At 41.6% G+C, this 21,049-nt stretch carries 25 protein-coding genes, 1 tRNA gene and 1 pseudogene; 20 read left to right on the top strand and 7 right to left on the bottom strand.

Features of this window, described 5'->3' with window-relative positions; all coding sequences use genetic code 11:
- Window positions 1-131: 131 nt before the first annotated feature.
- The 7 genes from ACERC8_RS08020 (at window position 132) to ACERC8_RS08050 (ending at window position 3,840) form a co-directional block, all read left to right on the top strand.
- Window positions 132-395, top strand: a complete 264-nt coding sequence (locus tag ACERC8_RS08020; protein WP_373659372.1) for a hypothetical protein — start codon at window positions 132-134, stop codon at window positions 393-395.
- Window positions 396-542: 147 nt separating this feature from the next.
- Window positions 543-848 carry a hypothetical protein gene (locus tag ACERC8_RS08025; protein WP_373659373.1) on the top strand — a complete coding sequence of 102 codons (306 nt, stop codon included), beginning with the start codon at window positions 543-545 and terminating at the stop codon, window positions 846-848.
- Window positions 849-1,239: 391 nt separating this feature from the next.
- Window positions 1,240-1,452, top strand: a complete 213-nt coding sequence (locus ACERC8_RS08030) for a hypothetical protein (protein WP_373659374.1) — start codon at window positions 1,240-1,242, stop codon at window positions 1,450-1,452.
- 259 nt (window positions 1,453-1,711) lie between these two features.
- Window positions 1,712-2,095, top strand: coding sequence for a hypothetical protein (locus ACERC8_RS08035; RefSeq protein ID WP_373659375.1), 384 nt, complete (start codon window positions 1,712-1,714; stop codon window positions 2,093-2,095).
- A 223-nt stretch (window positions 2,096-2,318) separates the two neighbouring features.
- The gene (locus ACERC8_RS08040; protein WP_373659397.1) at window positions 2,319-2,723 is read left to right on the top strand and encodes an HlyD family efflux transporter periplasmic adaptor subunit; all 405 of its coding nucleotides are present in this window, start codon (window positions 2,319-2,321) and stop codon (window positions 2,721-2,723) included.
- A gap of 146 nt (window positions 2,724-2,869) precedes the next feature.
- Entirely contained in the window at window positions 2,870-3,184 is a 315-nt protein-coding gene (locus ACERC8_RS08045) for an argininosuccinate lyase (protein WP_373659376.1), read from the top strand.
- Window positions 3,184-3,840, top strand: a complete 657-nt coding sequence (locus ACERC8_RS08050) for a hypothetical protein (protein WP_373659377.1) — start codon at window positions 3,184-3,186, stop codon at window positions 3,838-3,840. Before ACERC8_RS08045 ends, ACERC8_RS08050 begins: the two co-directional genes overlap by 1 nt.
- Before the next feature lie 169 nt (window positions 3,841-4,009).
- Here the strand turns inward: ACERC8_RS08050 and ACERC8_RS08055 are convergent.
- Window positions 4,010-4,255: pseudogene (locus ACERC8_RS08055) on the bottom strand (transposase); the annotation flags it as partial.
- Between the two features lie 243 nt (window positions 4,256-4,498).
- On the opposite strand from ACERC8_RS08055, the gene ACERC8_RS08060 reads away from it, so the two are divergent.
- The 3 genes from ACERC8_RS08060 to ptsP all read left to right on the top strand — a co-directional run bounded on the left by ACERC8_RS08060 (window position 4,499) and on the right by ptsP (window position 7,410).
- Window positions 4,499-5,242: a DUF3169 family protein gene (locus ACERC8_RS08060; RefSeq protein ID WP_373659378.1), complete on the top strand. Its 744-nt coding sequence runs from the start codon at window positions 4,499-4,501 to the stop codon at window positions 5,240-5,242.
- Between the two features lie 171 nt (window positions 5,243-5,413).
- Entirely contained in the window at window positions 5,414-5,677 is a 264-nt protein-coding gene (locus ACERC8_RS08065) for a phosphocarrier protein HPr (protein ID WP_018367751.1), read from the top strand.
- A 2-nt stretch (window positions 5,678-5,679) separates the two neighbouring features.
- Complete coding sequence (ptsP, locus tag ACERC8_RS08070; protein ID WP_373659379.1) at window positions 5,680-7,410, top strand: phosphoenolpyruvate--protein phosphotransferase; 1,731 nt, start codon at window positions 5,680-5,682, stop codon at window positions 7,408-7,410.
- Between the two features lie 90 nt (window positions 7,411-7,500).
- On the opposite strand, the gene pepA is transcribed toward ptsP, so the two are convergent.
- Window positions 7,501-8,568: a glutamyl aminopeptidase gene (pepA, locus tag ACERC8_RS08075; RefSeq protein ID WP_373659381.1), complete on the bottom strand. Its 1,068-nt coding sequence runs from the start codon at window positions 8,566-8,568 to the stop codon at window positions 7,501-7,503.
- A gap of 230 nt (window positions 8,569-8,798) precedes the next feature.
- On the opposite strand from pepA, the gene ACERC8_RS08080 reads away from it, so the two are divergent.
- Both ACERC8_RS08080 and ACERC8_RS08085 read left to right on the top strand, forming a co-directional pair.
- Window positions 8,799-9,281: a PepSY domain-containing protein gene (locus tag ACERC8_RS08080; protein WP_373659382.1), complete on the top strand. Its 483-nt coding sequence runs from the start codon at window positions 8,799-8,801 to the stop codon at window positions 9,279-9,281.
- A 21-nt stretch (window positions 9,282-9,302) separates the two neighbouring features.
- Window positions 9,303-10,235 (top strand): DUF4299 family protein, encoded by a 933-nt coding sequence (locus tag ACERC8_RS08085; RefSeq protein WP_373659383.1) that lies wholly within the window; start codon window positions 9,303-9,305, stop codon window positions 10,233-10,235.
- A gap of 110 nt (window positions 10,236-10,345) precedes the next feature.
- On the opposite strand, the gene ACERC8_RS08090 is transcribed toward ACERC8_RS08085, so the two are convergent.
- From ACERC8_RS08090 to nrdH, 5 genes are all read right to left on the bottom strand, one after another.
- Window positions 10,346-10,696, bottom strand: coding sequence for a DUF3397 domain-containing protein (locus ACERC8_RS08090; protein WP_373659384.1), 351 nt, complete (start codon window positions 10,694-10,696; stop codon window positions 10,346-10,348).
- Window positions 10,697-11,270: 574 nt separating this feature from the next.
- Window positions 11,271-12,230, bottom strand: a complete 960-nt coding sequence (gene nrdF, locus ACERC8_RS08095) for a class 1b ribonucleoside-diphosphate reductase subunit beta (RefSeq protein ID WP_373659385.1) — start codon at window positions 12,228-12,230, stop codon at window positions 11,271-11,273.
- 105 nt (window positions 12,231-12,335) lie between these two features.
- On the bottom strand, window positions 12,336-14,495 hold the full coding sequence (nrdE, locus tag ACERC8_RS08100) for a class 1b ribonucleoside-diphosphate reductase subunit alpha (RefSeq protein WP_373659386.1): 2,160 nt from the start codon (window positions 14,493-14,495) through the stop codon (window positions 12,336-12,338).
- Window positions 14,485-14,844: a class Ib ribonucleoside-diphosphate reductase assembly flavoprotein NrdI gene (nrdI, locus tag ACERC8_RS08105; RefSeq protein ID WP_373659387.1), complete on the bottom strand. Its 360-nt coding sequence runs from the start codon at window positions 14,842-14,844 to the stop codon at window positions 14,485-14,487. Before nrdI ends, nrdE begins: the two co-directional genes overlap by 11 nt.
- A gap of 1 nt (window position 14,845) precedes the next feature.
- Window positions 14,846-15,070, bottom strand: a complete 225-nt coding sequence (gene nrdH, locus ACERC8_RS08110; RefSeq protein WP_373659389.1) for a glutaredoxin-like protein NrdH — start codon at window positions 15,068-15,070, stop codon at window positions 14,846-14,848.
- Window positions 15,071-15,280: 210 nt separating this feature from the next.
- Between nrdH and ACERC8_RS08115 the strand changes: the two genes are divergently transcribed.
- The 8 genes from ACERC8_RS08115 to ACERC8_RS08150 all read left to right on the top strand — a co-directional run.
- Window positions 15,281-15,351: transfer RNA gene (locus ACERC8_RS08115), tRNA-Thr, on the top strand.
- Window positions 15,352-15,409: 58 nt separating this feature from the next.
- Complete coding sequence (locus tag ACERC8_RS08120; RefSeq protein WP_373659391.1) at window positions 15,410-15,661, top strand: DUF1912 family protein; 252 nt, start codon at window positions 15,410-15,412, stop codon at window positions 15,659-15,661.
- 124 nt (window positions 15,662-15,785) lie between these two features.
- Complete coding sequence (gene rplK / locus ACERC8_RS08125) at window positions 15,786-16,211, top strand: 50S ribosomal protein L11 (protein ID WP_018367762.1); 426 nt, start codon at window positions 15,786-15,788, stop codon at window positions 16,209-16,211.
- A gap of 56 nt (window positions 16,212-16,267) precedes the next feature.
- A complete protein-coding gene (gene rplA / locus ACERC8_RS08130) occupies window positions 16,268-16,957 on the top strand; it encodes a 50S ribosomal protein L1 (RefSeq protein WP_373659392.1) in 690 nt (229 codons plus the stop codon).
- Window positions 16,958-17,194: 237 nt separating this feature from the next.
- Entirely contained in the window at window positions 17,195-17,467 is a 273-nt protein-coding gene (locus ACERC8_RS08135) for a hypothetical protein (protein ID WP_373659393.1), read from the top strand.
- 54 nt (window positions 17,468-17,521) lie between these two features.
- Window positions 17,522-18,232, top strand: coding sequence for a sialidase domain-containing protein (locus ACERC8_RS08140; RefSeq protein WP_373659394.1), 711 nt, complete (start codon window positions 17,522-17,524; stop codon window positions 18,230-18,232).
- An 87-nt stretch (window positions 18,233-18,319) separates the two neighbouring features.
- Window positions 18,320-20,650, top strand: coding sequence for an exo-alpha-sialidase (locus ACERC8_RS08145; protein ID WP_373659395.1), 2,331 nt, complete (start codon window positions 18,320-18,322; stop codon window positions 20,648-20,650).
- Window positions 20,613-21,049: G5 domain-containing protein (locus ACERC8_RS08150; protein WP_373659396.1), on the top strand; the 437-nt coding region annotated here is incomplete at its 3' end. The genes ACERC8_RS08145 and ACERC8_RS08150, both read left to right, overlap by 38 nt.

A 21,049-nucleotide genomic window follows, 5' to 3' on the forward strand; every position in this document is an offset into this window, starting at 1 on the left:
AGTCTCGATTACCAAACACCTATGGTTAAGCGAGTTATCGCTTAACAAAAACACTTTATAAAAATTGTACAGAAAAGAGGTGCCTTTTCACAAGTGATATCTCTCGTGTTTCCAAAGGTGCTAAGGTTGATGTGGCACTGACAGGTGTGAATAGCCAAAAATATGGAACCTTAAAAGGGAAGGTTAGACAGGTTGATTCAGGGACAATTGCCCAAGAAACAAAAGAGGGCAATATCAGTCTTTATAAAGTTATCATAGAATTGCATTCACTAACACTAAAGCACAAGAGTGATACGATTATCCTTCAAAAAGACATGCCAGTTGAAGTTAGAATAGTATATGATAAAGAAACTTATCTTGATTGGATTTTCGAAATGTTGAGTTTCAAACAATAATTTGGGTTTAGCCCTTAGATGACCTATAAAATACAATAAGACAGAGAAAGGTTGTCTTATCTAGGTAGCTACGGAGATATAAACTAAGTTGTCTATCACTTGTTAGGGAAATTCCCTAACCCTGTTAAATTAAGAGGAGAAGAAAAAATGGAACTCGTATTACCAAGTAACTATGTTGCCCTTGAGCAAGAGGAGATGATGTATCTTGAGGGAGAAGGTTGGGTTGCAGATGCATTTGCTATTGGTGGAGGAGTTATAAAAGGCTTTGTATGGGCAGTTCAAATGGGGACATATGGAAGTGCTTTAGGAACTGTAACTCTACCTATAGTAGGAACGGTTTCTGTGGGAACGCTAGCAGCAATCTCAGGAGCTGTTACAGGATATGTTACAGGCTATAGAACAGGTCGTTGGTTAGGACAGTGGATTGAGACAAATATTCTTGGATGGAGATGAGATGTTCAATAAACTGACCTTTGATAAGATTTCAAGAGTTATCTTTGCAATACAACCTATATCGATTCTATTCTTTTTTATTCAACTTGAATCTTGGTGGTATTTCTTTATACTATCAACCTTGTTTTTACTAGACTTTCTATATGTTATCTACTTTATTTGTTATTACTTTTATAAAAAATGTAGTTTAAAATAAGTAAATTGATTTTTTACTGAAGGTACACTCTGAAAAGGCAACCCTTTTCAATTCATATCGGAAATGCTTTTGCAAATACAATCATTAGAAGCATTGCATCAGGTGGAATTGGTGCAGGAGCAGATTGGATATTTACTAATGTTATTGATGGCTGGGATGGAAAACGTGATAATCAATTAAGAGTAGGATAGTCTTATGAAGATTATTCTAGTTTCGATTGTTCTTGCATTTATCTATCATAAACTTTCAGAACGCATTAGGAATAGCTATTTTGATTTTGCTGTGTTCCTATTATTGATTGCTACTCATTTTATCTGGGACTATTACTTTTTGCCAATTGAAATAATAGTTGCTTTAAGTGGTGTAAATGTGATATCAATCTTTTTAAAGAAACTACAAAAAAAATAGCAATTTATAATGAGACTGATATTAGGTGGTGCAGCAGTTGTTGGCACAGCTGTATACTTCACAGGGAAACATTATAAATTCTGGTGATGAAATTACCTAACGAAAATGCTATTTTGATGGTCGTTATACTTCTTATTATGTTAGTTATAACAAGTATTTTGGGTATGGCGAATAAGTTTATTTTAAGTAAATATACTCATAAAAAAATAAAAATTAGGGAAATTCCTTAACTCTGTTTAATTAAGAAAGGAGAATTCTTATGGAATTAGTATTACCAAACAATTATGTTGTTCTTGAACAAGAAGAGATGATGTATCTTGAGGGGGGAGTATCTGTACCTAATGGTGCTCTAGCTTTTGGTGTTAATTCCGCCATTAACGCTACAATTGCATATTTTATGGGTGGTGGCGGAGGAATTGCTTTATTTAAGGCTGCGATAAAAGCTGTTGGTCGACAAACATTTACTAGATACCTAAGAGGAGCCTTAATAAACTTTATAGGTGTTCAAGCTGCAAATAGAATTTCTGGAACAGTTGTTGGTTTTGTCTTAGGAACAGGAGGCTTGAGTGTCGGTGGGATGTTAGCGAGACATTTGGATTCAGGAGATAAACATCCAAATAACGGCTGGTGGGATATTACATAATTTATGTGGCAAAAATATTTTTTAATCATCATAGCTCTTATTGGAGTACTACTTGTATTACTTAGCATGTATGTCATTCCATATATTGAAAAATATAAGGAAATGGAATTACCAATCTTTTTAATTGGGGTGATTATAATACTGGGATCTTTATTTTTAATAAACCTTAGGGATTTCTAGAATCAACTTTGCAATACAACCTTGAAAAGGCACCCCTTTTCACATTGTTCCCTTAAAGCAGGGGATGTCACTTCAACAAGGCCAAACAGTAGCTGAGGTTTCTGGAAAAGAAAAAGACTACTATGTGGAAGCATTTGTATATGCAAGTGATATTTCTCGTGTTTCCAAAGGTGCTAAGGTTGATGTGGCACTGACAGGTGTGAATAGCCAAAAATATGGAACCTTAAAAGGGAAGGTTAGACAGGTTGATTCAGGGACAATTGCCCAAGAAACAAAAGAAGGCAATATCAGTCTTTATAAAGTTATCATAGAATTGAATTCACTAACACTAAAGCACAAGAGTGAGACGATTATCCTTCAAAAAGACATGCCAGTTGAAGTTAGAATAGTATATGGTAAAGAAACTTATCTTGATTGGATTTTAGAAATGGTGAGTTTCAAACAATAATTTGGGTTTAGCCCTTAGATGACCTAGAAAATATAATAAGACAGAGAAAGGTTGTCTTATCTAGGTAGCTACGGAGATATAAACTAAGTTGTCTATCACTTGTTAGGGAAATTCCCTAGCTCTGCTTATTTACAAGGAGAATTCTTATGGAATTAGTATTACCAAACAATTATGTAGCTCTTGAACAAGAGGAAATGATGTATCTTGATGGGGGCGATTGGATAAGAGATGCCGCAATTGGAGTTGTTGCTGCAACAGTAGGTGCTATTGTTGGTCATGGAGTTCGTCATAGTTTAGTAGGAGCTGCTATTCGATTAGCAGGTGGCTGGGTAGCAAATACAATTAATGCATTGGTGTTATCAGCGTGGCTTAATCCAGGAGGTGCAATAGCTGTAGTAGGTGGTGCAGCAGTTGTTGGCACAGCTGTATACTTCACAGGGAAACATTATAAATTCTGGTGATGAAATTACCTAACGAAAATGCTATTTCGATGGTCGTTATACTTCTTATTATGTTAGTTATAACAAGTATTTTGGGTATGACGAATAAGTTTATTTTAAGTAAATATACTCATAAAAAAATAAGAATAAGGAATGATTTGCACAAAATATTTCAAGAGTTTTGTGAGAGGGAAGATGTAGATGAACCTAAAATTGTTGAATCGAATTCTTTCTGGTATCGACCTATAATTCATACAGTTGGAGTAAAAAATTTTGAGAGTAGCTATTTGATAGATGCCTTTGCTTTTGTACATGAATTATATCATTCCAAAGATAGAAATAGACTTTTAAAAATACAATCTATTGTATCTATTTATACTTATCTGATATCAGTATTATTGAAAATAATAGCACTATATTCAATCTGGTTCGGAAAAAAATATTTCATGTTTAAACCGATATTAATAATTGATGTAATCATATTGCTAACATGTTTACTTCTTACATTGATTGTAGAGTCATATGCATCTAATGAAGCAATCTCATTTTTAAAGGAAAATAAGTACATACAAAAAAAACAATTAGTGGAATCTATCGCATTTTATGCTAAACTTAGCTATTGTTATCAGTTTATTGCCTATATTTTATTATCAATCATTCTATTCTATCTCATATGAATAAGTTATATACTTGAGAAACTATTTTGTCACAATAAAATTAGGTAACTATACACCAGTTTACACCAACCACAATATGTAGTATTTTCAACAATACCCAAAAAGGCGATTTCCTTTTGGAAATCGTCTTTTATTTAGGCTCTTTGTCAACTGTAGTGGGTTGACCCACTTAACACCGAGAGAGTACAGTTCTTGTCTTCTCTCGTTTTATGTTTATGGCAATGAAAATGCGAGTTTTGAAGTTTTCAAAGTTTCTGAAACCAAAGGCGTTGCGCTTAATAACCTTGATGATGTTGTTGGTTGCTTCAATCTTGGCGTTAGAGTAGGGCAATTCCAAGGCATTGACAATCTTGTCCCTACCCTTCAAAAATGTTCTAAAAACTGTCTTGAAAAGGCAACCCTTTTCTGTACAATTTTTATAAAGTGTTTTTGTTAAGCGATAACTCGCTTAACCATAGGTGTTTGGTAATCGAGACTACCGTGAATGCGATGATGGAAGAAGTAGATAGGAGAGAATATCATGAATAAAGACACAATCAAGCGTTTAGTGAAGCAGTTAGGAATTGGTGCTCTTATCGGAGGACTGGTTGGATTTTTGCTTGGGTATTTTGGCTTACTTGAGAAAACCGTGGTNAAGAAGTAGATAGGAGAGAATATCATGAATAAAGACACAATCAAGCGTTTAGTGAAGCAGTTAGGAATTGGTGCTCTTATCGGAGGACTGGTTGGATTTTTGCTTGGGTATTTTGGCTTACTTGAGAAAACCGTGGTTGTTAGTGAGACTTTGCTACAAGATTTAGCTCACCTGTTTGGATATTTGGGCTTAGGCTTAGGTCTGGTGCTTAGCGGTTACTTAACGGTCCGAGTGAAGCATGGGGTTAAGCAATATCTAGAAGTCAGTGAAGAGGAGGTTGATGAGAACCTTTATCGCCAGGTTAACCGTTATCATGGCTATGCGATGGTGGCAATTGGTGTATCAATAATTTTTGCCTTTTTGCTGCTGTTCTTGGGCTATCAGGTGACTGTTTTTGACGATAGTGCTAGCTTAGTGATTCCTATTTTTGGACTTTTAGGTCTAGTCATTGCGATTGGTTTACAGATGTACCTGCTGAAACTATACAACAGCTTACGTGGGATTGAGATGAGTTTATTACCCACAGTTAAAGAGCTAAAGAATAATGTGATGCAGCAGGATGAGGCCGAACTGCAAGCCAATTACAAGATGGCTTTTGAAACGGTGCTAGACTTGTCTAATGTCGTTATTCCTACACTTTATATTGTGCTATTTTTCCTCGCTCAGTTGACTAAGCAGAGCCCTCTGATGGGTTTCGTTGTTTTAGCAACCATTCACCTTTACATTATGATTAAAAACATCAAGATGACCAGAGAGTTTTATAAATAAGCCTTAAAGATCTGGTCTTTGGCAGATGAAAATCACCGTAAGGGATTTCCAAAACTTTCCATAAACCTATTTTTTATCTTGAAAATAAATGGAGAGTATGGTATAATCTTAACTTGTAAGGGTTATCATCTTGATTACCCAAAAAACAACAATACATAAAGGAGAACCATTATGGCTTCTAAAGATTTCCACATCGTTGCTGAAACAGGTATTCACGCACGTCCAGCTACTTTGCTTGTGCAAACAGCTAGCAAGTTTGCTTCTGACATTACCCTTGAGTACAAAGGCAAATCTGTTAACTTGAAATCAATCATGGGCGTGATGAGCCTTGGTGTTGGTCAAGGTGCTGATGTGACCATCTCAACAGAAGGTGCTGATGCTGACGATGCTATCGTTGCCATCGAAGAAACAATGACAAAAGAAGGGTTGATCTAAACATGACAGATAAGCTGAAAGGAATCGCAGCGTCTGATGGCGTTGCAGTTGCTAAGGCCTATCTACTTGTTCAACCGGACCTGTCTTTTGAGACTATTACAGTTGAGAACACAGGTGCAGAAGAGGCTCGTCTCGATGCGGCGCTTGCCAAGTCACAAGACGAGCTTTCTGCTATCCGTAACAAGGCAGTAGATACCCTTGGTGAAGAGGCAACAGCAGTTTTTGATGCGCATTTGATGGTTCTTGCAGACCCAGAAATGGTTGGTCAGATTAAAGAAACGATTCGTGCTAAGCAAGTTAATGCAGAAGCTGGTCTTAAAGAAGTAACGGACATGTTTGTCAATATCTTTGAGAGCATGGACGACAACCCATATATGCAGGAGCGTGCAGCAGATATTCGCGACGTGGCTAAACGTGTCTTGGCTAACTTGCTTGGAGTGAGTTTGCCAAACCCGGCGACTATTTCAGAAGAGTCTATCGTGATTGCCCATGACTTGACTCCGTCTGATACAGCTCAGTTGGATAAGAACTTTGTCAAGGCTTTCGTCACTAATATCGGTGGACGGACGTCACACTCTGCCATCATGGCGCGTACCCTTGAGATTGCTGCCGTTCTTGGAACCAACAACATCACTGAAATCGTGAAAAACGGTGATATCTTGGCGGTTAATGGTATTACAGGCGAGGTTGTTATCAACCCATCAGATGATGAGATTGCAACATTTAAGGCAGCGGGCGAAGCCTATGCCAAGCAAAAAGCAGAGTGGGCACTCTTGAAAGATTCTCAAACCGTAACAGCGGATGGCAAGCACTTTGAGCTTGCAGCTAATATCGGTACACCAAAAGACGTTGAAGGGGTAAATGACAACGGTGCAGAGGCAGTCGGTCTCTACCGTACAGAGTTCCTCTATATGGACTCTCAGGATTTCCCGACAGAAGACGAGCAATACGAAGCCTACAAGGCAGTTCTTGAAGGCATGAACGGCAAGCCAGTTGTGGTTCGGACCATGGACATCGGTGGTGACAAGGAGTTGCCATACTTTGACATGCCACATGAAATGAACCCATTCCTTGGTTTCCGTGCCCTTCGTATCTCTATCTCTGAAACAGGTGATGCCATGTTCCGTACACAAATCCGTGCACTTCTTCGTGCGTCTGTACACGGACAACTTCGCATCATGTTCCCAATGGTGGCGCTCTTGAGCGAGTTCCGTGCAGCGAAGAAAGTCTTTGACGAAGAAAAGGCGAAGTTGCATGCAGAAGGCGTTGCAGTAGCAGACGATATCCAAGTTGGTATCATGATTGAAATCCCTGCAGCAGCTATGTTGGCGGATCAATTTGCTAAAGAAGTGGACTTCTTCTCCATCGGTACTAACGACTTAATCCAATACACCATGGCAGCTGACCGTATGAACGAGCAAGTCTCTTACCTCTATCAACCTTACAACCCATCTATCTTGCGCTTGATTAACAATGTGATCAAAGCAGCGCATGCCGAAGGCAAATGGGCTGGTATGTGTGGTGAGATGGCGGGTGATCAGCAAGCTGTACCGCTTCTGGTTGGTATGGGCTTGGATGAGTTCTCCATGTCAGCGACTTCTGTGCTTCGGACACGTAGCTTGATAAAAACTCTCGATACCAAGAAGATGGAAGAGTATGCTCACCGTGCCTTGACCGAATGTTCAACAGCAGAGGAAGTGCTTGAACTGCAGAAAGAATATGTGACGGTTTAAAATAACAAAATAAAAGAGGCTGGGACTTTTTTGTCCTAGGCTCTTCTTTTGTATGTTGGATTATATAGATGAATCTTAGCAGTATGTTACTCAATAACTTCCAATAATCGTATCTACTGTTGAGCGGTCAAGGGTTTTGACCAGGGCTTGGAGGAAGTTTTGGGCTTCTAGGAAATCATCAAGGGCATAGAGGGTCTGATGGGAATGGATGTACCTGGCGCAAACGCCGATCGTTGTGGAAGGGACACCGCCATTTTTCAGATGCGCAGCCCCTGCATCTGTACCGCCCTTACCACAGTAATATTGGTACTTGATGCCATGGCGTTCAGCAGTCTCTAAGAGGAAATCCTTCATAGCTGGGAGCATGATATGTCCTGGGTCATAAAAGCGAATTAAGGTACCATCGCCAACCTTGCCTTGGTCACCGTAAACATCTCCAGCAGGTGAGCAGTCCACTGCTAGGAAAATATCTGGGTTAAACTTAGTGGTTGAGACATGGGCACCACGTAGGCCGACCTCTTCTTGGACATTAGCTCCTGAGATAAGGGTGTTTGGGAGCGGGGTATCCTTGAGACTATCAAGAAGCTCAGTGACCATTAGGACACCGTAGCGATTGTCCCAGGCTTTTGAAATGATTTGTTTGCCATTGGCAGTCAAGATGGTCTCGCTATCAGGAACGATGACATCACCTGGACGAACGCCAAAGTGCTCTGCCTCGGCTTTGTCTGTAAAGCCTGCGTCAAAAATGATATCACCGACTGTAGGTAGAGAAGCTCCGCCATTGCCCCGTGTCAAATGAGGTGGCACAGATCCTGAGATGACCGGATAGACACGACCGTCACGGGTGTGAAGGGTAAATCGCTGAGCTGAGACCACGAGCGGACTCCAGCCACCTAGCTCAACGACGCGGAAGGTACCATCGGGCTTGATGCTGCTAATCATGAAGCCAACCTCGTCCATATGGCCAGCGACCAAGACACGAGGAGCATTTTCAACCTTGCTCTCTCTGATGCCAAAAATGCCACCTAGACCGTCTGTTTCAATGCGGTCAACGTTGGGGGTTATCGCCTTACGAATAAAGTGACGAATATCCTGTTCAAAGCCAGATGTGCCTTTAAGTTCGGTTACGGTTTTAATCTTAGTGAATAAGTCAGTCATAAGTACTCCTTTTCTATCTAACCATTATACCAAAAAACAAGGCATGAGTAAAAGTTCTTGATAATCAGAAACCTTTTTATCGCCTTTTTAAGCCAAATAGTATAAAATGGATGGTAGGAAAAGGAAAGGAATAAAAACCATGAGAAAAATTCAAACTTTAGTAGTATTTGGAGACATCGTTCCTTACTCTTGCTGCTTGTGCCAATAACCAGCCATCAACAACAAATATAATGTCCTCTTCATCTGCTAGCTCTTCGTCTCAGGTATCAAGTACTGCTCAGATTAGACAAGATCAAGCTAAATTGATTGCATTTGATGCTGCAATGGTAAAAGAAGGAGATGTCAGCAATCTGACAATTAGAGAAGATTTGGAGCTGGGGCAAAAGGTTTATGAGATTGACTTTGTTTCTGGCGATAGAGATTGTAGTTACACAGTTAAAGCGAGCGATGGCAGTATCTTAGAAAGAGAAAATGAGCCTGCAGATGCAACTGTAGCTACTGAATTAACGCCTGAGCAAGCTAAAGAAACTGCGTTGCAGGATGCAGGCTTAACCGAACAAGAGGTGACTAACTTGACTGTTACCCAAGATACAGGAGGGATGGCTGTTGTCTTTGATGTTGATTTTGATTACAATGGTATGGAGTACAGCTACACCATTAATGCGACAACGGGTCAGGTAATCAGTCAGGAGACGGAGCTAACAGCTTCTTAAAAACTTGGAAAGGTAAGAGTCATGCCAATATTTACCATAAAAAATGCGAAAAAATTATTCACTCCTCTGCCTGTTTTAACTGTCCAGGAATGCTTAGAGCTATTGCCTAACTTATCGCAATACTCTTACGATGACTACCAAGAGGGTTTTAACCGCTCTGCGTTTTTGGCAGATACTTTGGTTAACGCCGGTGGGCTATGGTTAGGGATTCCTGGCAAGTCTGACTCAGGTCATCGTTTGCACTATGATCAAAAAGAGCAAGCTTATAAGGTCTATGTTGATTACTTTGCCTTGCCTGCTGATTTGGAGTTGGCACTGGCCTATATTAAACGCTTGTCACAACATCTAAAAAAACCAATCATCACTGATGACGGGCAAAAGTTTTCCAGTGAGAACATCAAAGACTTTCCGTACACTCCTATTTTAGAAGGTAACTTGATAGGCTTATGTCAGGCCGATCGACAGGAGGAGCAGGTGCTCTATTACTTGAAACGTTCTTTAGTGATTGGTCGGAAAATGGCAGAGCGATTGATCTATATGGGTAAGCCAATACTCTCAACTTATGAAGAAGTTATTTTAGCGGCGCAATACCCAGAAGCTCATATCCATGAACAGACCTTCCATCTGACTAACGATCAACAAACGATTTACGGTAATTATTCTATTGGAGAGGAATTGGCGGTTGTTTTGCCACGACGTCCCTTTGTTGAACGTCACAATGAGACATATCTGGTGGGACATCCACTTAGCCACTGGACCTTGTCGATTGTCTATAAAAGTGAGGACAGGAGTGACTGGGATTACCGTTTGGTTGGGACGTTCCCTTATCAAGATGTGATGGATCGATTGCTAGAATACCCTTATGAAGAACTAGATGATAATTTTATCATCACTAGTTCCCTGTCACGAGAGAATTTGCAAGCCATTATTGATCAGCTGACAGCAACGTCTTGATGGTGGTCATACAGTCTTAAATAATCACTGTCAAATCAATCATCATCAAAATGCTAAATCCTCTGATCTAATTGCATAGTAAACCGCCAGTTTATCTGGCGGTTTTGTTTTTAGTTGAAAAAGATAAGAATAATCGTGAGTAAATAGCAAAAAGCAGTCACAAAAAAACCAATGCGCCAAAAAAGTTTGAAAAATCGTTTCACCCAAAATGTTTCTTGTTTGTTGAGCATGGCAGTACAAATAACAAGGGCTAAAATGGCCATAACAGCTAAGTAGTGCGGAAGGAAACTATGAGTGAAGAAACGTTTGGAGACTTGGAAGATAGCAAAAGCGTAGAAGGGCAGACTGAGGTCTGCTAGATTGATTTTGAAGCGTTCCAAGCGGAACAATTTAACCAGCAGTTGGGCTAATATTGGTAAGGTAAACAGCCAAGCTAAGGCGAAGAGACGATAAATAATCATAAGTTTATTGTAACGCTAAATCAATCAGATTTCAAGAGTAAACATAACATGTTCTTAAAGAGGGAGCATGGCATTCAATCGGTCGTTGATTAGCAGTTGCTGTCTTCCCACCTGTCAAATGTCCAGGGTTGGGCTTAAATAGTCTCCAAATTATTTCGTGTCCACCTCCGGATGACTTCAACAGTCAGGGGAGTGACTGTTGAAGGTGTGAGCCTGAAAACCAGACAGCGAGCAACATTTAGGGAAGTGATTGTTTGAGGTTGGACATTTAGGGATTGTTGTTTCCTCCATTCGTTAGGACAGTTCAGCTGATGACATCAGTGTATTAGGGAGTAGGATGCTTTTGCAACTCACAATGCCCCATCTTAAGGGGAACAGTTGAAGTGCTTAGCAGAGGCATTGGTACAAAGTACCGAATAATCTGTGCAGAGATAACACTAAAACTGGCAAAGCGATAAGAGTTGTTCAAAACTATTACGCCTAATGTTGTGAATAATAAAAAGGAGAGAATAGGATTTCTGTCCTAGCCTCCTTTGTGTCTAAGGGTAAAATCTTGGTGCGAAAAAGTTATGGGCTACATTCCCATGGTGTAATCATCATCTTGCATGGGCTCAACAGTTCCCAGCAGGTAGCCGTTACCGACTTGAGAGAAGAAGTCGTGGTTGCTGGTTCCTGTCGAAATACCATTCATGACGATAGGGTTAACATCGTTGGCAGTGTCAGGAAAGAGTGGGTCTTGTCCCAGATTCATCAGCGCCTTGTTGGCATTGTAACGAATAAAGGTCAGAACTTCATCGGTCCAGCCGACACTGTCGTAGAGGTAACGGGTGTAGTTTTCCTCGTTTTCATAAAGGGTGTAGAGGAGGTCGTACATCCAGTCCTTGAGGGCAGCTTGCTCGTCTTCTGGTAATTCGTTAAAGCCTAGTTGGAACTTGTAGCCGATGTAGGTCCCGTGTACGCTCTCATCACGGATAATCAGCTTGATAATTTCCGCCACGTTAGGCAGTTTATTATTCCCCAGATAGTAAAGCGGGGTAAAGAAACCAGAGTAGAACAGGAAAGTTTCGAGGAAGACACTGGCGACTTTTTTCTCCAGAGGCTTGCCGTTTTTATAAATCTCGTTGATGATTTCAGCTTTCTTTTGGAGGTATTCGTTGGAGTTGGTCCAGTCGAAAATCTCCTCAATCTCGCTTTTGGTGTTGAGGGTTGAAAAGATGGAAGAATAGGACTTGGCGTGAACGGATTCCATGAACTCAATGTTATTGAGGACAGCCTCTTCGTGAGGAGTTCGTGCATCTTTTTTGAGCTGAGCCATACCGCTTTCGGATTGCACCGTGTCAAGTAAGGTCAGCCCGCCAAAAACCTTACCCACCAAGTCTTTTTCAGTGGTAGTAAGCTTTCTCCAGTCGTCTAAGTCGTTTGACAAAGGGATACGAGTATCCAGCCAAAACTGCTCAGTCAGTTTTTCCCAGGTGGACTTGTCCACCGCATCTTCGATAGCGTTCCAGTTGATGGCGTTGTAGTAATTTGTCATGGGGATATCCTTTTTGAAAATCAATAGGTCTATTATATCATAAAAAAGCCAAGCTGTTAAAAACTTGGCGACAAAAAATTAGATTTCGCAACAAGCAGTAGCGGATTAAATCACACAGCTCTCACATTGGTTGGATCCGACTTCCTCGCCGTCATCCGTAAAGGTGCGAATGTAGTAGATGGACTTGACGCCCTTGTTAAAGGCGTAGTTACGGAGGATAGACAAGTCGCGTGTGGTTTGCTTGGTCTCGGTCTTCCATTCGTAGAGTCCAAGAGGCATTTCGCTGCGAAGGAAGAGGGTCATGGATAAGCCTTGGTCAACGTGTTCGGTTGCTGCGGCATAAACATCAATTACCTTTCTCATGTCCATGTCGTAGGCAGAAGTGTAGTAAGGGATAGTGTCGGTCGCAAGTCCAGAAGCAGGGTAGTAAATCTTACCGATTTTCTTCTCTTGACGTTCCTCGATGCGTTGTGTAATCGGATGAATAGAAGCAGACACATCGTTGATGTAGCTGATAGAGCCATTTGGCGCAACGGCCAGACGGTTTTGATGGTAGAGACCGTGTTCTTGAACAGCTTCACGGAGTTTAGCCCAGTCCTCTCCAGTCGGAATAAAGTGACCAGCAAAGAGGGTTTTCACTTGCTCAGACTGCGGTTGATATTGCCCCGTCACATACTTGTCAAAGTATGTCCCATCAGCGTATTTTGACTTTTCAAAACCGACAAAGCTAGTGCCACGCTCACGGGCGATGTTGTTAGATTCCACCAAGGTCCAGTAGTTGAGAAGCATGAAGTAAATGTCTGTAAACTCAATAGACTCTGGACTACCGTAGTGCATGTGATGACGAGCAAAGTAGGAATGCAGTCCCATAGCTCCCAGACCGATGGTGTGAGCCTGTTCGTTACCGTTCTTGATGGTTGGGACGGCTTCAATGCTTGAGCTATCCGTAACAAAGGTCAAAGCCCTCGTCATGGCACGCACGGATTTGCCAAAATCAGGTGATGTCATCAGGTTGACGATGTTGGTCGAGCCCAAATTACAAGAAATATCTGTTCCAAGGGTTTCAAAGACCTGAGCATCATTGATGTGGCTGGTTTTTTGAACCTGTAAAATCTCAGAGCACAAATTACTCATGATAATCCGACCATCGATAGGATTGCTGCGGTTAGCCGTGTCAATATTGATGATGTAAGGGTAGCCAGATTCTTGTTGAAGTTTGGAAATCTCGGTCTCCAAATCACGCGCCTTAATCTTGGTCTTGGTGATGTTTGGATTGGCCACCAGCTCATCGTATTTCTCGGTGATGTTGATGTAGTTAAATGGCACACCGTACTCGCGCTCAATAGAGTAAGGACTGAAGAGGTACATGTCCTCATTTTTACGAGCCAGCTCGTAGAACTTGTCTGGTACAGTCAGCCCCAAAGATAGGGTTTTAACACGGATTTTCTCGTCCGCATTTTCCTTTTTCGTCGATAGGAAATTGATGATATCTGGGTGGAAAACATCCAGATAAACAACACCAGCCCCCTGACGTTGCCCTAACTGGTTGGAGTAGGAGAAGCTGTCTTCAAACAATTTCATGACTGGAACAACACCAGAAGCAGCTCCAGCGTAGCCCTTGATTGGCGCTCCAGCTTCGCGGAGGTTTGATAGAGAGATGCCTACGCCCCCACCGATACGGGACAATTGCAGAGCAGAGTTGATGGAACGACCGATGGCGTTCATGTCGTCCGTCACTTGAATCAGGAAGCAAGACACCAGCTCCCCACGGCGACTACGACCAGCGTTGAGGAAAGATGGGGTTGCCGGCTGGTAGCGCAGATGAATCATCTCGTCAGCCAAGGTGCGTGCCAGTTCCTCATCACCATTAGCGAAGTAAAGAGCGTTGAACAAAACCCGGTCCTCAAAGGATTCCAGATAAAATTCGCCGTCGTTGGTCTTTAAGGCATACTGTTGGTAGAACTTATAAGCTGCCATGAAAGACTGGAAGCGGAAGTTCGCATCCTTGAGCTGTTTTGCCAAGCTTTCGATAAATTCAGGACTGTAGAGGCTGATAAATTCCTGTTCTAGGTAGTCTTCATCAAGCAAGAATTGCACCTTATCCACCATACTGGTAAAGGTTTTGGTGTTTGGGATAACATTCTCATTGAAGAAAGCGTCTAGGGCTTCTTTATCCTTATGAAGAGGGATTTGTCCGTTGGCTGGACGATTGATTTCGTTGTTGAGGCGGAAGTAAGACACATCGCCTAAATCTTTAAGACTCATGTTGTAAAATTCCTTTGACGTATTCGACATCGTCTGGCGTGCCGTTAAATTCTAATGTGTAAAGTAGGGGGACCTGATAAGTAGTGGCATAACGCTTGGCCAGATGACAAAAGTCTGGACCAAAGTTACGGTTGCCAATACCAATAAGACCTTTGAGCTGTGCCTTGTGGTCATCTAAAAAATCATCAATATGATCCACACCATCCTCATAGGTTGGGCAGACAAGGATAAATTCCTCGTCTAGGGTGACCATGGTTGAAGGTGTCAGCTCCAGAGCTTGCTCAGCCATGTTCAACTTAGCGATAAAGCGTCTGGTTTGTCCCGTAATCGTGAAGAAAACGAGTTTCATCTTAAATTAATTTTTTAAGTTTGGCGGGCTGGAAGCCAGAGAAGACGATATTGCCAGCCTCGATCACAGGAGCGGAACTAAATCCTAAACTTTTGACGTAATCGATTTTTTCAGGTTGCTCCTCAATATTGATTTCCTCAAAATCCACACCATTTTCGGTTAAAAATTTTTTGGTCATTTTGCAGGGCATGCAGTTATTTTTGGTAAAGACAGTGATTTTAGCCATATCAATCTCCTTGAAAAGTAATACCCTCCAATCATACCAAAAAGACGAAAAAAACACAAGATATAGGGTTGATGTTTTTTTAGAATACAATATATAGTGGGTGAGATGTTTGGGAAATGGCGGAGTTATTAGGGTTTTCAGCGCTTGAAAAATTTTTTAATAAAATCTCTTGTCAAAATAGTAAAGTTATAGTATGATAGATAGGTAGTCGCCGCTATAGTTAAATGGTATAATAGAGCAATGGTAATGCTCAGTTCCGAGTTCAATTCTCGGTGGTGGCAGAGAAGAGCTGGTCAGCGGACTGGCTCTATTTTTATTGTTGTAGGAGGAATTGTGGCAATGGCTGAACAATTTTTAACCGATTTTGAAGAATGGGTTCACACTCAAGTGATGATAAATGATATGGCTATGGTCGAAACTAAAAAAGTGATAGAAGAAACGGGTGATGAGCGTGCGATGGATGCCTACATCCGTTATGAGAGTAAGCTAGATGCCTACAATTACATTTTAGGGAAATTCAGTAATTACCATCAGGGCAAGTCATTTCATGACCTACCAGACAATTTGTTAAATCAGCGCCATTACAAATAAAAAATGTGCGAAATACTTTACAAAGCTTTCATTTTTTGGTAGACTAATTTGGTATGCTTGTCATACTTGTGGGAGGTAAAAATCTGTAATTACCGAGAGAACCACAATAGGAGGATTTTATATTATGGCTAAAAAAGTCGAAAAACTCGTTAAATTGCAAATCCCAGCGGGTAAAGCTACTCCAGCTCCACCAGTTGGTCCTGCGCTTGGTCAAGCCGGTATCAACATCATGGGATTCACTAAAGAGTTCAACGCTCGTACAGCTGATCAAGCTGGTATGATTATCCCAGTTGTTATCTCTGTGTATGAAGATAAATCATTTGATTTCATCTGTAAAACACCACCAGCTGCTGTTCTATTGAAGAAAGCTGCAGGTGTTGAAAAAGGTTCAGGTACACCAAACAAAACTAAAGTAGCAACAGTTACTCGTGCGCAAGTACAAGAAATTGCTGAAACTAAGATGCCTGACTTGAACGCTGCTAACCTTGAAGCTGCTATGCGTATGATTGAGGGTACTGCTCGTTCTATGGGATTCACTGTGACTGACTAATTTGTTTTAGGACAGTTTCCCGACCTTAATTATCAGACTTACAAGGAGAATAACAAATGGCTAAAAAAAGCAAACAACTGCGTGCTGCTCTTGAAAAAATCGACAGCACAAAAGCATACAGCGTTGAAGAAGCTGTGGCTTTGTCTAAAGAATTAAACTTCGCAAAATTTGATGCGTCTGTTGAAGTGGCTTACAACCTTAACATCGACGTTCGTAAAGCTGACCAACAAATCCGTGGGGCAATGGTTTTGCCAAACGGTACTGGTAAAACTGCTCGTGTCTTAGTTTTCGCTCGTGGTGCGAAAGCTGAAGAAGCTAAAGTTGCTGGTGCAGACTTTGTTGGTGAAGATGACCTCGTTGCAAAAATCAACGGTGGTTGGTTGGACTTCGACGTGGTTATCGCAACACCAGATATGATGGCTGTTGTGGGTCGTCTTGGTCGTGTCCTTGGTCCACGTAACCTCATGCCAAACCCTAAAACTGGTACAGTAACTATGGATGTTGCTAAAGCTGTTGAAGAGTCTAAAGGTGGTAAAATCACTTACCGTGCGGACAAGGCTGGTATCGTTCAAGCTCTTGTTGGTAAAGTATCATTTGAAGCTGATAAACTCGTTGAAAACGTTAAAGCTTTCCACGACACAATCATCAAAGCTAAGCCAGCAACTGCCAAAGGGACTTATATCACTAGCTTGACCATCACTACAACTCAAGGTGTTGGTATCAAGATCGATACAAACTCACTTTAATGCAATGACAATAGTGCTCCATTTGGAGCGCTATTTTTTTGAACAAAGTCGAACAAAAACAATAAGATAATATATATTTATTTGTTTTTTTGAATAATTTTCAGTAAAAGGCTTCTTTAAAATAATCTGATAGATTGTCCTATCTGTCTTGAATTTAGCTCTCTTGAAGCGATTATTCTGCTCTGGATTAATGTAAATAGTAGGAAATAGTTTATAAATGTTCTATTAAGAATATTTATGTTGATAAAAGAGTTGAAAATTGCTAGAATGGTAAATGACAAAAAAGAAAACGCTATCAATATAAAAGGAGCTGTTCATGAAAAAACTTTTAGCTTAGGAGCAAATAATAATACTCGTGTTATCAACTTCCAACCTGTTAAGGCCCAATACTTGCGACTAACTGCTTTGGAGTCTTGGGCAAATAATTTACCAGCTAGATCAGGTGTCGTCACTGCGGCTCAATTCATTCCATCTTGTGTTAAACTAATCGAAGAGACCCCTCAAGTTTAAGAAACACCGGAGGAGCCATCAAAGGAACCTGTCGTTACGATTAACAATCAAGTGTTGGATGCTTCAAACTGTCAACGCTATGCCTTTGATGAAACAGTTAAACAAGCTCTTAAAACAGCTGACAGTGGAACCTTTTATATTGAATATCGTGTTCCAGAAAATGCAGGTTTCCATACCCTATTCAACGCTACCAGCGACAGTGTTGACAACCAATACACAGCCCTCTATTCTAACGCAGGAACTGTAGCCATCGAGACCCGTGTAAGTGCCAATCAAGCCGATTACGCTCACCTCAATGGCGGAACTCAGAAAGTTAAGAATGGTGAGTGGAATGCGGTTGCCTTAACTTATGAGAAAGATAAAGCGACGAATCGGACAATAGTCAATATCTATGTCAATGGTGTTCACTCATTAACACATCAGTTGAACAGTCCTCTCTTTGCGGCCCTGCCTAATCTAGCTCATGCTCAAATCGGGGCTGCCCAGCGCGGTAAAGTATGGGGGGTTGATGGTTTTGAAATTCGCGAAGCAAGTTTCTACAAGACAGCTTTAACGATCGAAGACATTATCGCCAAATCTCAACCATTTACACGGACACCATATGAATTCCCACCACGTGATAATGAGACACTAACAGATAAACTGCCTGTGTTTGAGGGTGGACGTAATGGTCAAAAAGGACCTACTGGTTCAGGTTATTACCGTATCCTAGCCCTCTTGAAAACAGATGCAGGAACCCTGATTGCAGCGACTGATGAACGCTAAAATACCTACGCCGACCAAGGAGACATTGCGACAGTTATCAGACGTAGTAACGACAACGGAAATACTTGGGAACCGATTATTCCGATTGTGAACTTGCGCAATAACCTAGCCGTTTCAAACGGTGCTGTTAACTCGCCTTTGACGATTGATGCTGGTCTGGTACAAGACCCAACAACCAAGCGTATCTATGCCTTTATGGACATGTTCCCAGAAGGTCGAGCTGTATTTGGTTTGCCACAAACAGTTGAAACACGTGAAGTTCAGTATTCAACTATTGATGGTAAAGCTTATTTAAACCTTTATACCGATGGTACAAACAAACCAACGCATACGGTTTGTGAAAATGGTGTTATCTATGATGCTCAAGGTCAAGCCACAGAATTTCGAGTTAATCTTGAGGATAACAGCCCAGCCTATGCTAACTTAGGTGATATTCGTCGGGATGGTCGGGATACCGTACTTGGTAACATCTATTTCCAAACCCATAAGGGCACTGAGGCACCTTTCCGTATCGCTAATGCCTCTTATGTTTGGTTATCTCATAGTGACGATGATGGCTGGACTTGGTCACGTCCACAGGACTTAACACCTATTTTGAAGAAAGATCATGTTAACTTCTTAGGAATCGGTCTTGGTACAGGTATTGCCTTACATACAGGTCCTCATAAGGGTCGCTTGATTGTGCCTGCTTATGCAACTAACTATGTTGGGGGATTAAGTGGTTCACAGTCTTCCATGGTCTTTTACTCTGACGATCATGGTCTCACTTGGAAGGCAGGAGAGACGGTCAATGATAATCGTCGTCTGGCTGACGGCACAGTCCTCAATCATGCGATGATGAATAATGGTCGTGAACAAAAAACAGAAGCGACGGTTGTTCAACTCAATAATGGTCAACTGAAGATGTTCATGCGGAGCATGACTGGTAAGGTCACTTCAGCAACCAGCTTAGACGGTGGCGCAACCTGGGAAAATGACATCGAAAGTCATGAAGATGTTAAAGATAATTACGTCCAACTGTCAGCTGTTCATCTTGTCCGTGATGGCAAAGAGTACGTTGTTCTAGCCAACTCAAATGGACCTGGCTGGGGGAATTCCCCTCGTGACCGGATTGACGGACATGTCCGTGTGGCTGAAGTTCAAGAAGGCGGGCGACTGAACTGGCTGAGCCATCGCTTGATTCAACCAGGTAAATTCGCCTATAATTCACTGCAACACCTAGGTGGGGATGACTTTGGTATCCTTTATGAGCATGCCTCTGGTGATCAGAACGATTTCACGCTTTATTTCCGAAAATTCAACTGGGATTTCTTGATTAATGAGGCACAAAAACTGCCGGATAATAATGTCGCTAGTGTTTCTTTTGCTGACGAGACAACAGCTCTTCTTACCTTTGAACGGTCTGTCCTACCGACAAATAATCCAGCTCTGCTATTGTCTAATGGTAATCTTGCTACCTTTATCGAGCAGCGTGATGGTAAAACGCTGGCTTATCGTATCCAGCCAACAGATAAGGGCAGAACGGTGCTTGAGGTGGCGAGTGGCGACATCAGTAATGTCGATGGACATCGTGTCAATGTGGTGACCGTGCTTGGTGAAAACAGCAACCTAGCTAAAATCGACAATAAGGTCTTGAAGATAGTTGCTGGTGCTCCAGAATCTTGGCAGCCAGGTGCAGAGCCAGATAAACTTCTTGATGGCAATAAGGCAACCATTGCAGAGCTCAAGTGGGGTATGGCCTCTAACCATATTGATGGGGTGTATCCGACAGACTGGCGCTTGCCACAATCAGTGACCATCAGCTCAAAAGATGGCGAACCAATTGATTTGACCAGCCTGCTCATCAGTAAGCGGACTAATGCAAATGGCACATTAACCAAGTATAAGGTAGTAGCTTTCCGAGGTGCTGAGACCGTCTATGAGTCTAACGATATTGCTGTGCCTTATGAGCAAGCAGAAGTCAGCCATGAATTTGGTGAGGCAGGGATTAAAGCCGATCGCGTCGTTTTGACATTGTTGGAAGCTAAGTCAAGAGCGACAGGGGAGCCGACACCAACCATGTTGACGTTAAGAGAGTTGGCATTCTTTGGACCACGTGTTGTCACGCGTGAACGTGTTGTGACAGAAGCTTTGCCATTTACTTCTGTTACTAAAGAAGATAACACCAAAGACCCCGGTTATCGCGAGGTTGAGACTGCTGGTGCCAACGGCTCTGTTTCCAAACGCATTAAGGAAACTGTAGTCAATGGTCGAGTCACAGCTACTGAGGACATTCCAGGTTCTGTTGAGCGGATTGAGCCAACGACTGAGGTTATCGTTATTGGTACCAAGAAGACAGAGACACGTGAGCGTCGTGAAACAATTGTGATTGACTTTACGGTTGAACGTACAGAAGATACAACTCTGGAAAAAAGGTAAAGAAGAAACTGACCAAGAAGGCGTTAACGGCAGTCGTGTAGATGTTTATGAGGATATCTATGTCAATGATGTTTTAGAGACTAAGGGAACTAATCCAGTCCGTAGCGAAGATGAGATCCCTGCTCAATCTAAAAAGGTTCGCGTGGGGACAAAAGAAATTGTTCTGCCTGTTGTTAATGATGAACATACAGGTGTTAAGGTAACAGTTCTGAGTAACCAGGACAATACTGTTGCTGCTCAAATCGAGAGTATTAGCATTACTCACATGGAAACAGGAAATACTGAAACACCAAGCGTTCTCAGAGAAAAAGATTATGATCTTTTTGACATCGAGCTGGTTGACACAGATGGAAACATCGTCAAGCCAACTGCTCCAGTTGACGTCTACCTGCCAATTGA

This window comes from Streptococcus sp. E29BA (assembly GCF_041807805.1).
GTDB classification, from domain to species: Bacteria; Bacillota; Bacilli; order Lactobacillales; family Streptococcaceae; genus Streptococcus; species Streptococcus entericus.

Coding starts and splice junctions, on each gene's coding strand:
- ACERC8_RS08025 (WP_373659373.1), top strand. CDS start 543: ATGGAACTCGTATTACCAAGTAACTATGTTGCCCTTGAGCAAGAGGAG.
- ACERC8_RS08030 (WP_373659374.1), top strand. CDS start 1,240: ATGAAGATTATTCTAGTTTCGATTGTTCTTGCATTTATCTATCATAAA.
- ACERC8_RS08035 (WP_373659375.1), top strand. CDS start 1,712: ATGGAATTAGTATTACCAAACAATTATGTTGTTCTTGAACAAGAAGAG.
- ACERC8_RS08045 (WP_373659376.1), top strand. CDS start 2,870: ATGGAATTAGTATTACCAAACAATTATGTAGCTCTTGAACAAGAGGAA.
- ACERC8_RS08050 (WP_373659377.1), top strand. CDS start 3,184: ATGAAATTACCTAACGAAAATGCTATTTCGATGGTCGTTATACTTCTT.
- ACERC8_RS08060 (WP_373659378.1), top strand. CDS start 4,499: ATGAATAAAGACACAATCAAGCGTTTAGTGAAGCAGTTAGGAATTGGT.
- ACERC8_RS08065 (WP_018367751.1), top strand. CDS start 5,414: ATGGCTTCTAAAGATTTCCACATCGTTGCTGAAACAGGTATTCACGCA.
- ptsP (WP_373659379.1), top strand. CDS start 5,680: ATGACAGATAAGCTGAAAGGAATCGCAGCGTCTGATGGCGTTGCAGTT.
- pepA (WP_373659381.1), bottom strand. CDS start 8,568: ATGACTGACTTATTCACTAAGATTAAAACCGTAACCGAACTTAAAGGC.
- ACERC8_RS08080 (WP_373659382.1), top strand. CDS start 8,799: ATGTCCTCTTCATCTGCTAGCTCTTCGTCTCAGGTATCAAGTACTGCT.
- ACERC8_RS08085 (WP_373659383.1), top strand. CDS start 9,303: ATGCCAATATTTACCATAAAAAATGCGAAAAAATTATTCACTCCTCTG.
- ACERC8_RS08090 (WP_373659384.1), bottom strand. CDS start 10,696: ATGATTATTTATCGTCTCTTCGCCTTAGCTTGGCTGTTTACCTTACCA.
- nrdF (WP_373659385.1), bottom strand. CDS start 12,230: ATGACAAATTACTACAACGCCATCAACTGGAACGCTATCGAAGATGCG.
- nrdE (WP_373659386.1), bottom strand. CDS start 14,495: ATGAGTCTTAAAGATTTAGGCGATGTGTCTTACTTCCGCCTCAACAAC.
- nrdI (WP_373659387.1), bottom strand. CDS start 14,844: ATGAAACTCGTTTTCTTCACGATTACGGGACAAACCAGACGCTTTATC.
- nrdH (WP_373659389.1), bottom strand. CDS start 15,070: ATGGCTAAAATCACTGTCTTTACCAAAAATAACTGCATGCCCTGCAAA.
- ACERC8_RS08120 (WP_373659391.1), top strand. CDS start 15,410: ATGGCTGAACAATTTTTAACCGATTTTGAAGAATGGGTTCACACTCAA.
- rplK (WP_018367762.1), top strand. CDS start 15,786: ATGGCTAAAAAAGTCGAAAAACTCGTTAAATTGCAAATCCCAGCGGGT.
- rplA (WP_373659392.1), top strand. CDS start 16,268: ATGGCTAAAAAAAGCAAACAACTGCGTGCTGCTCTTGAAAAAATCGAC.
- ACERC8_RS08135 (WP_373659393.1), top strand. CDS start 17,195: ATGTTGATAAAAGAGTTGAAAATTGCTAGAATGGTAAATGACAAAAAA.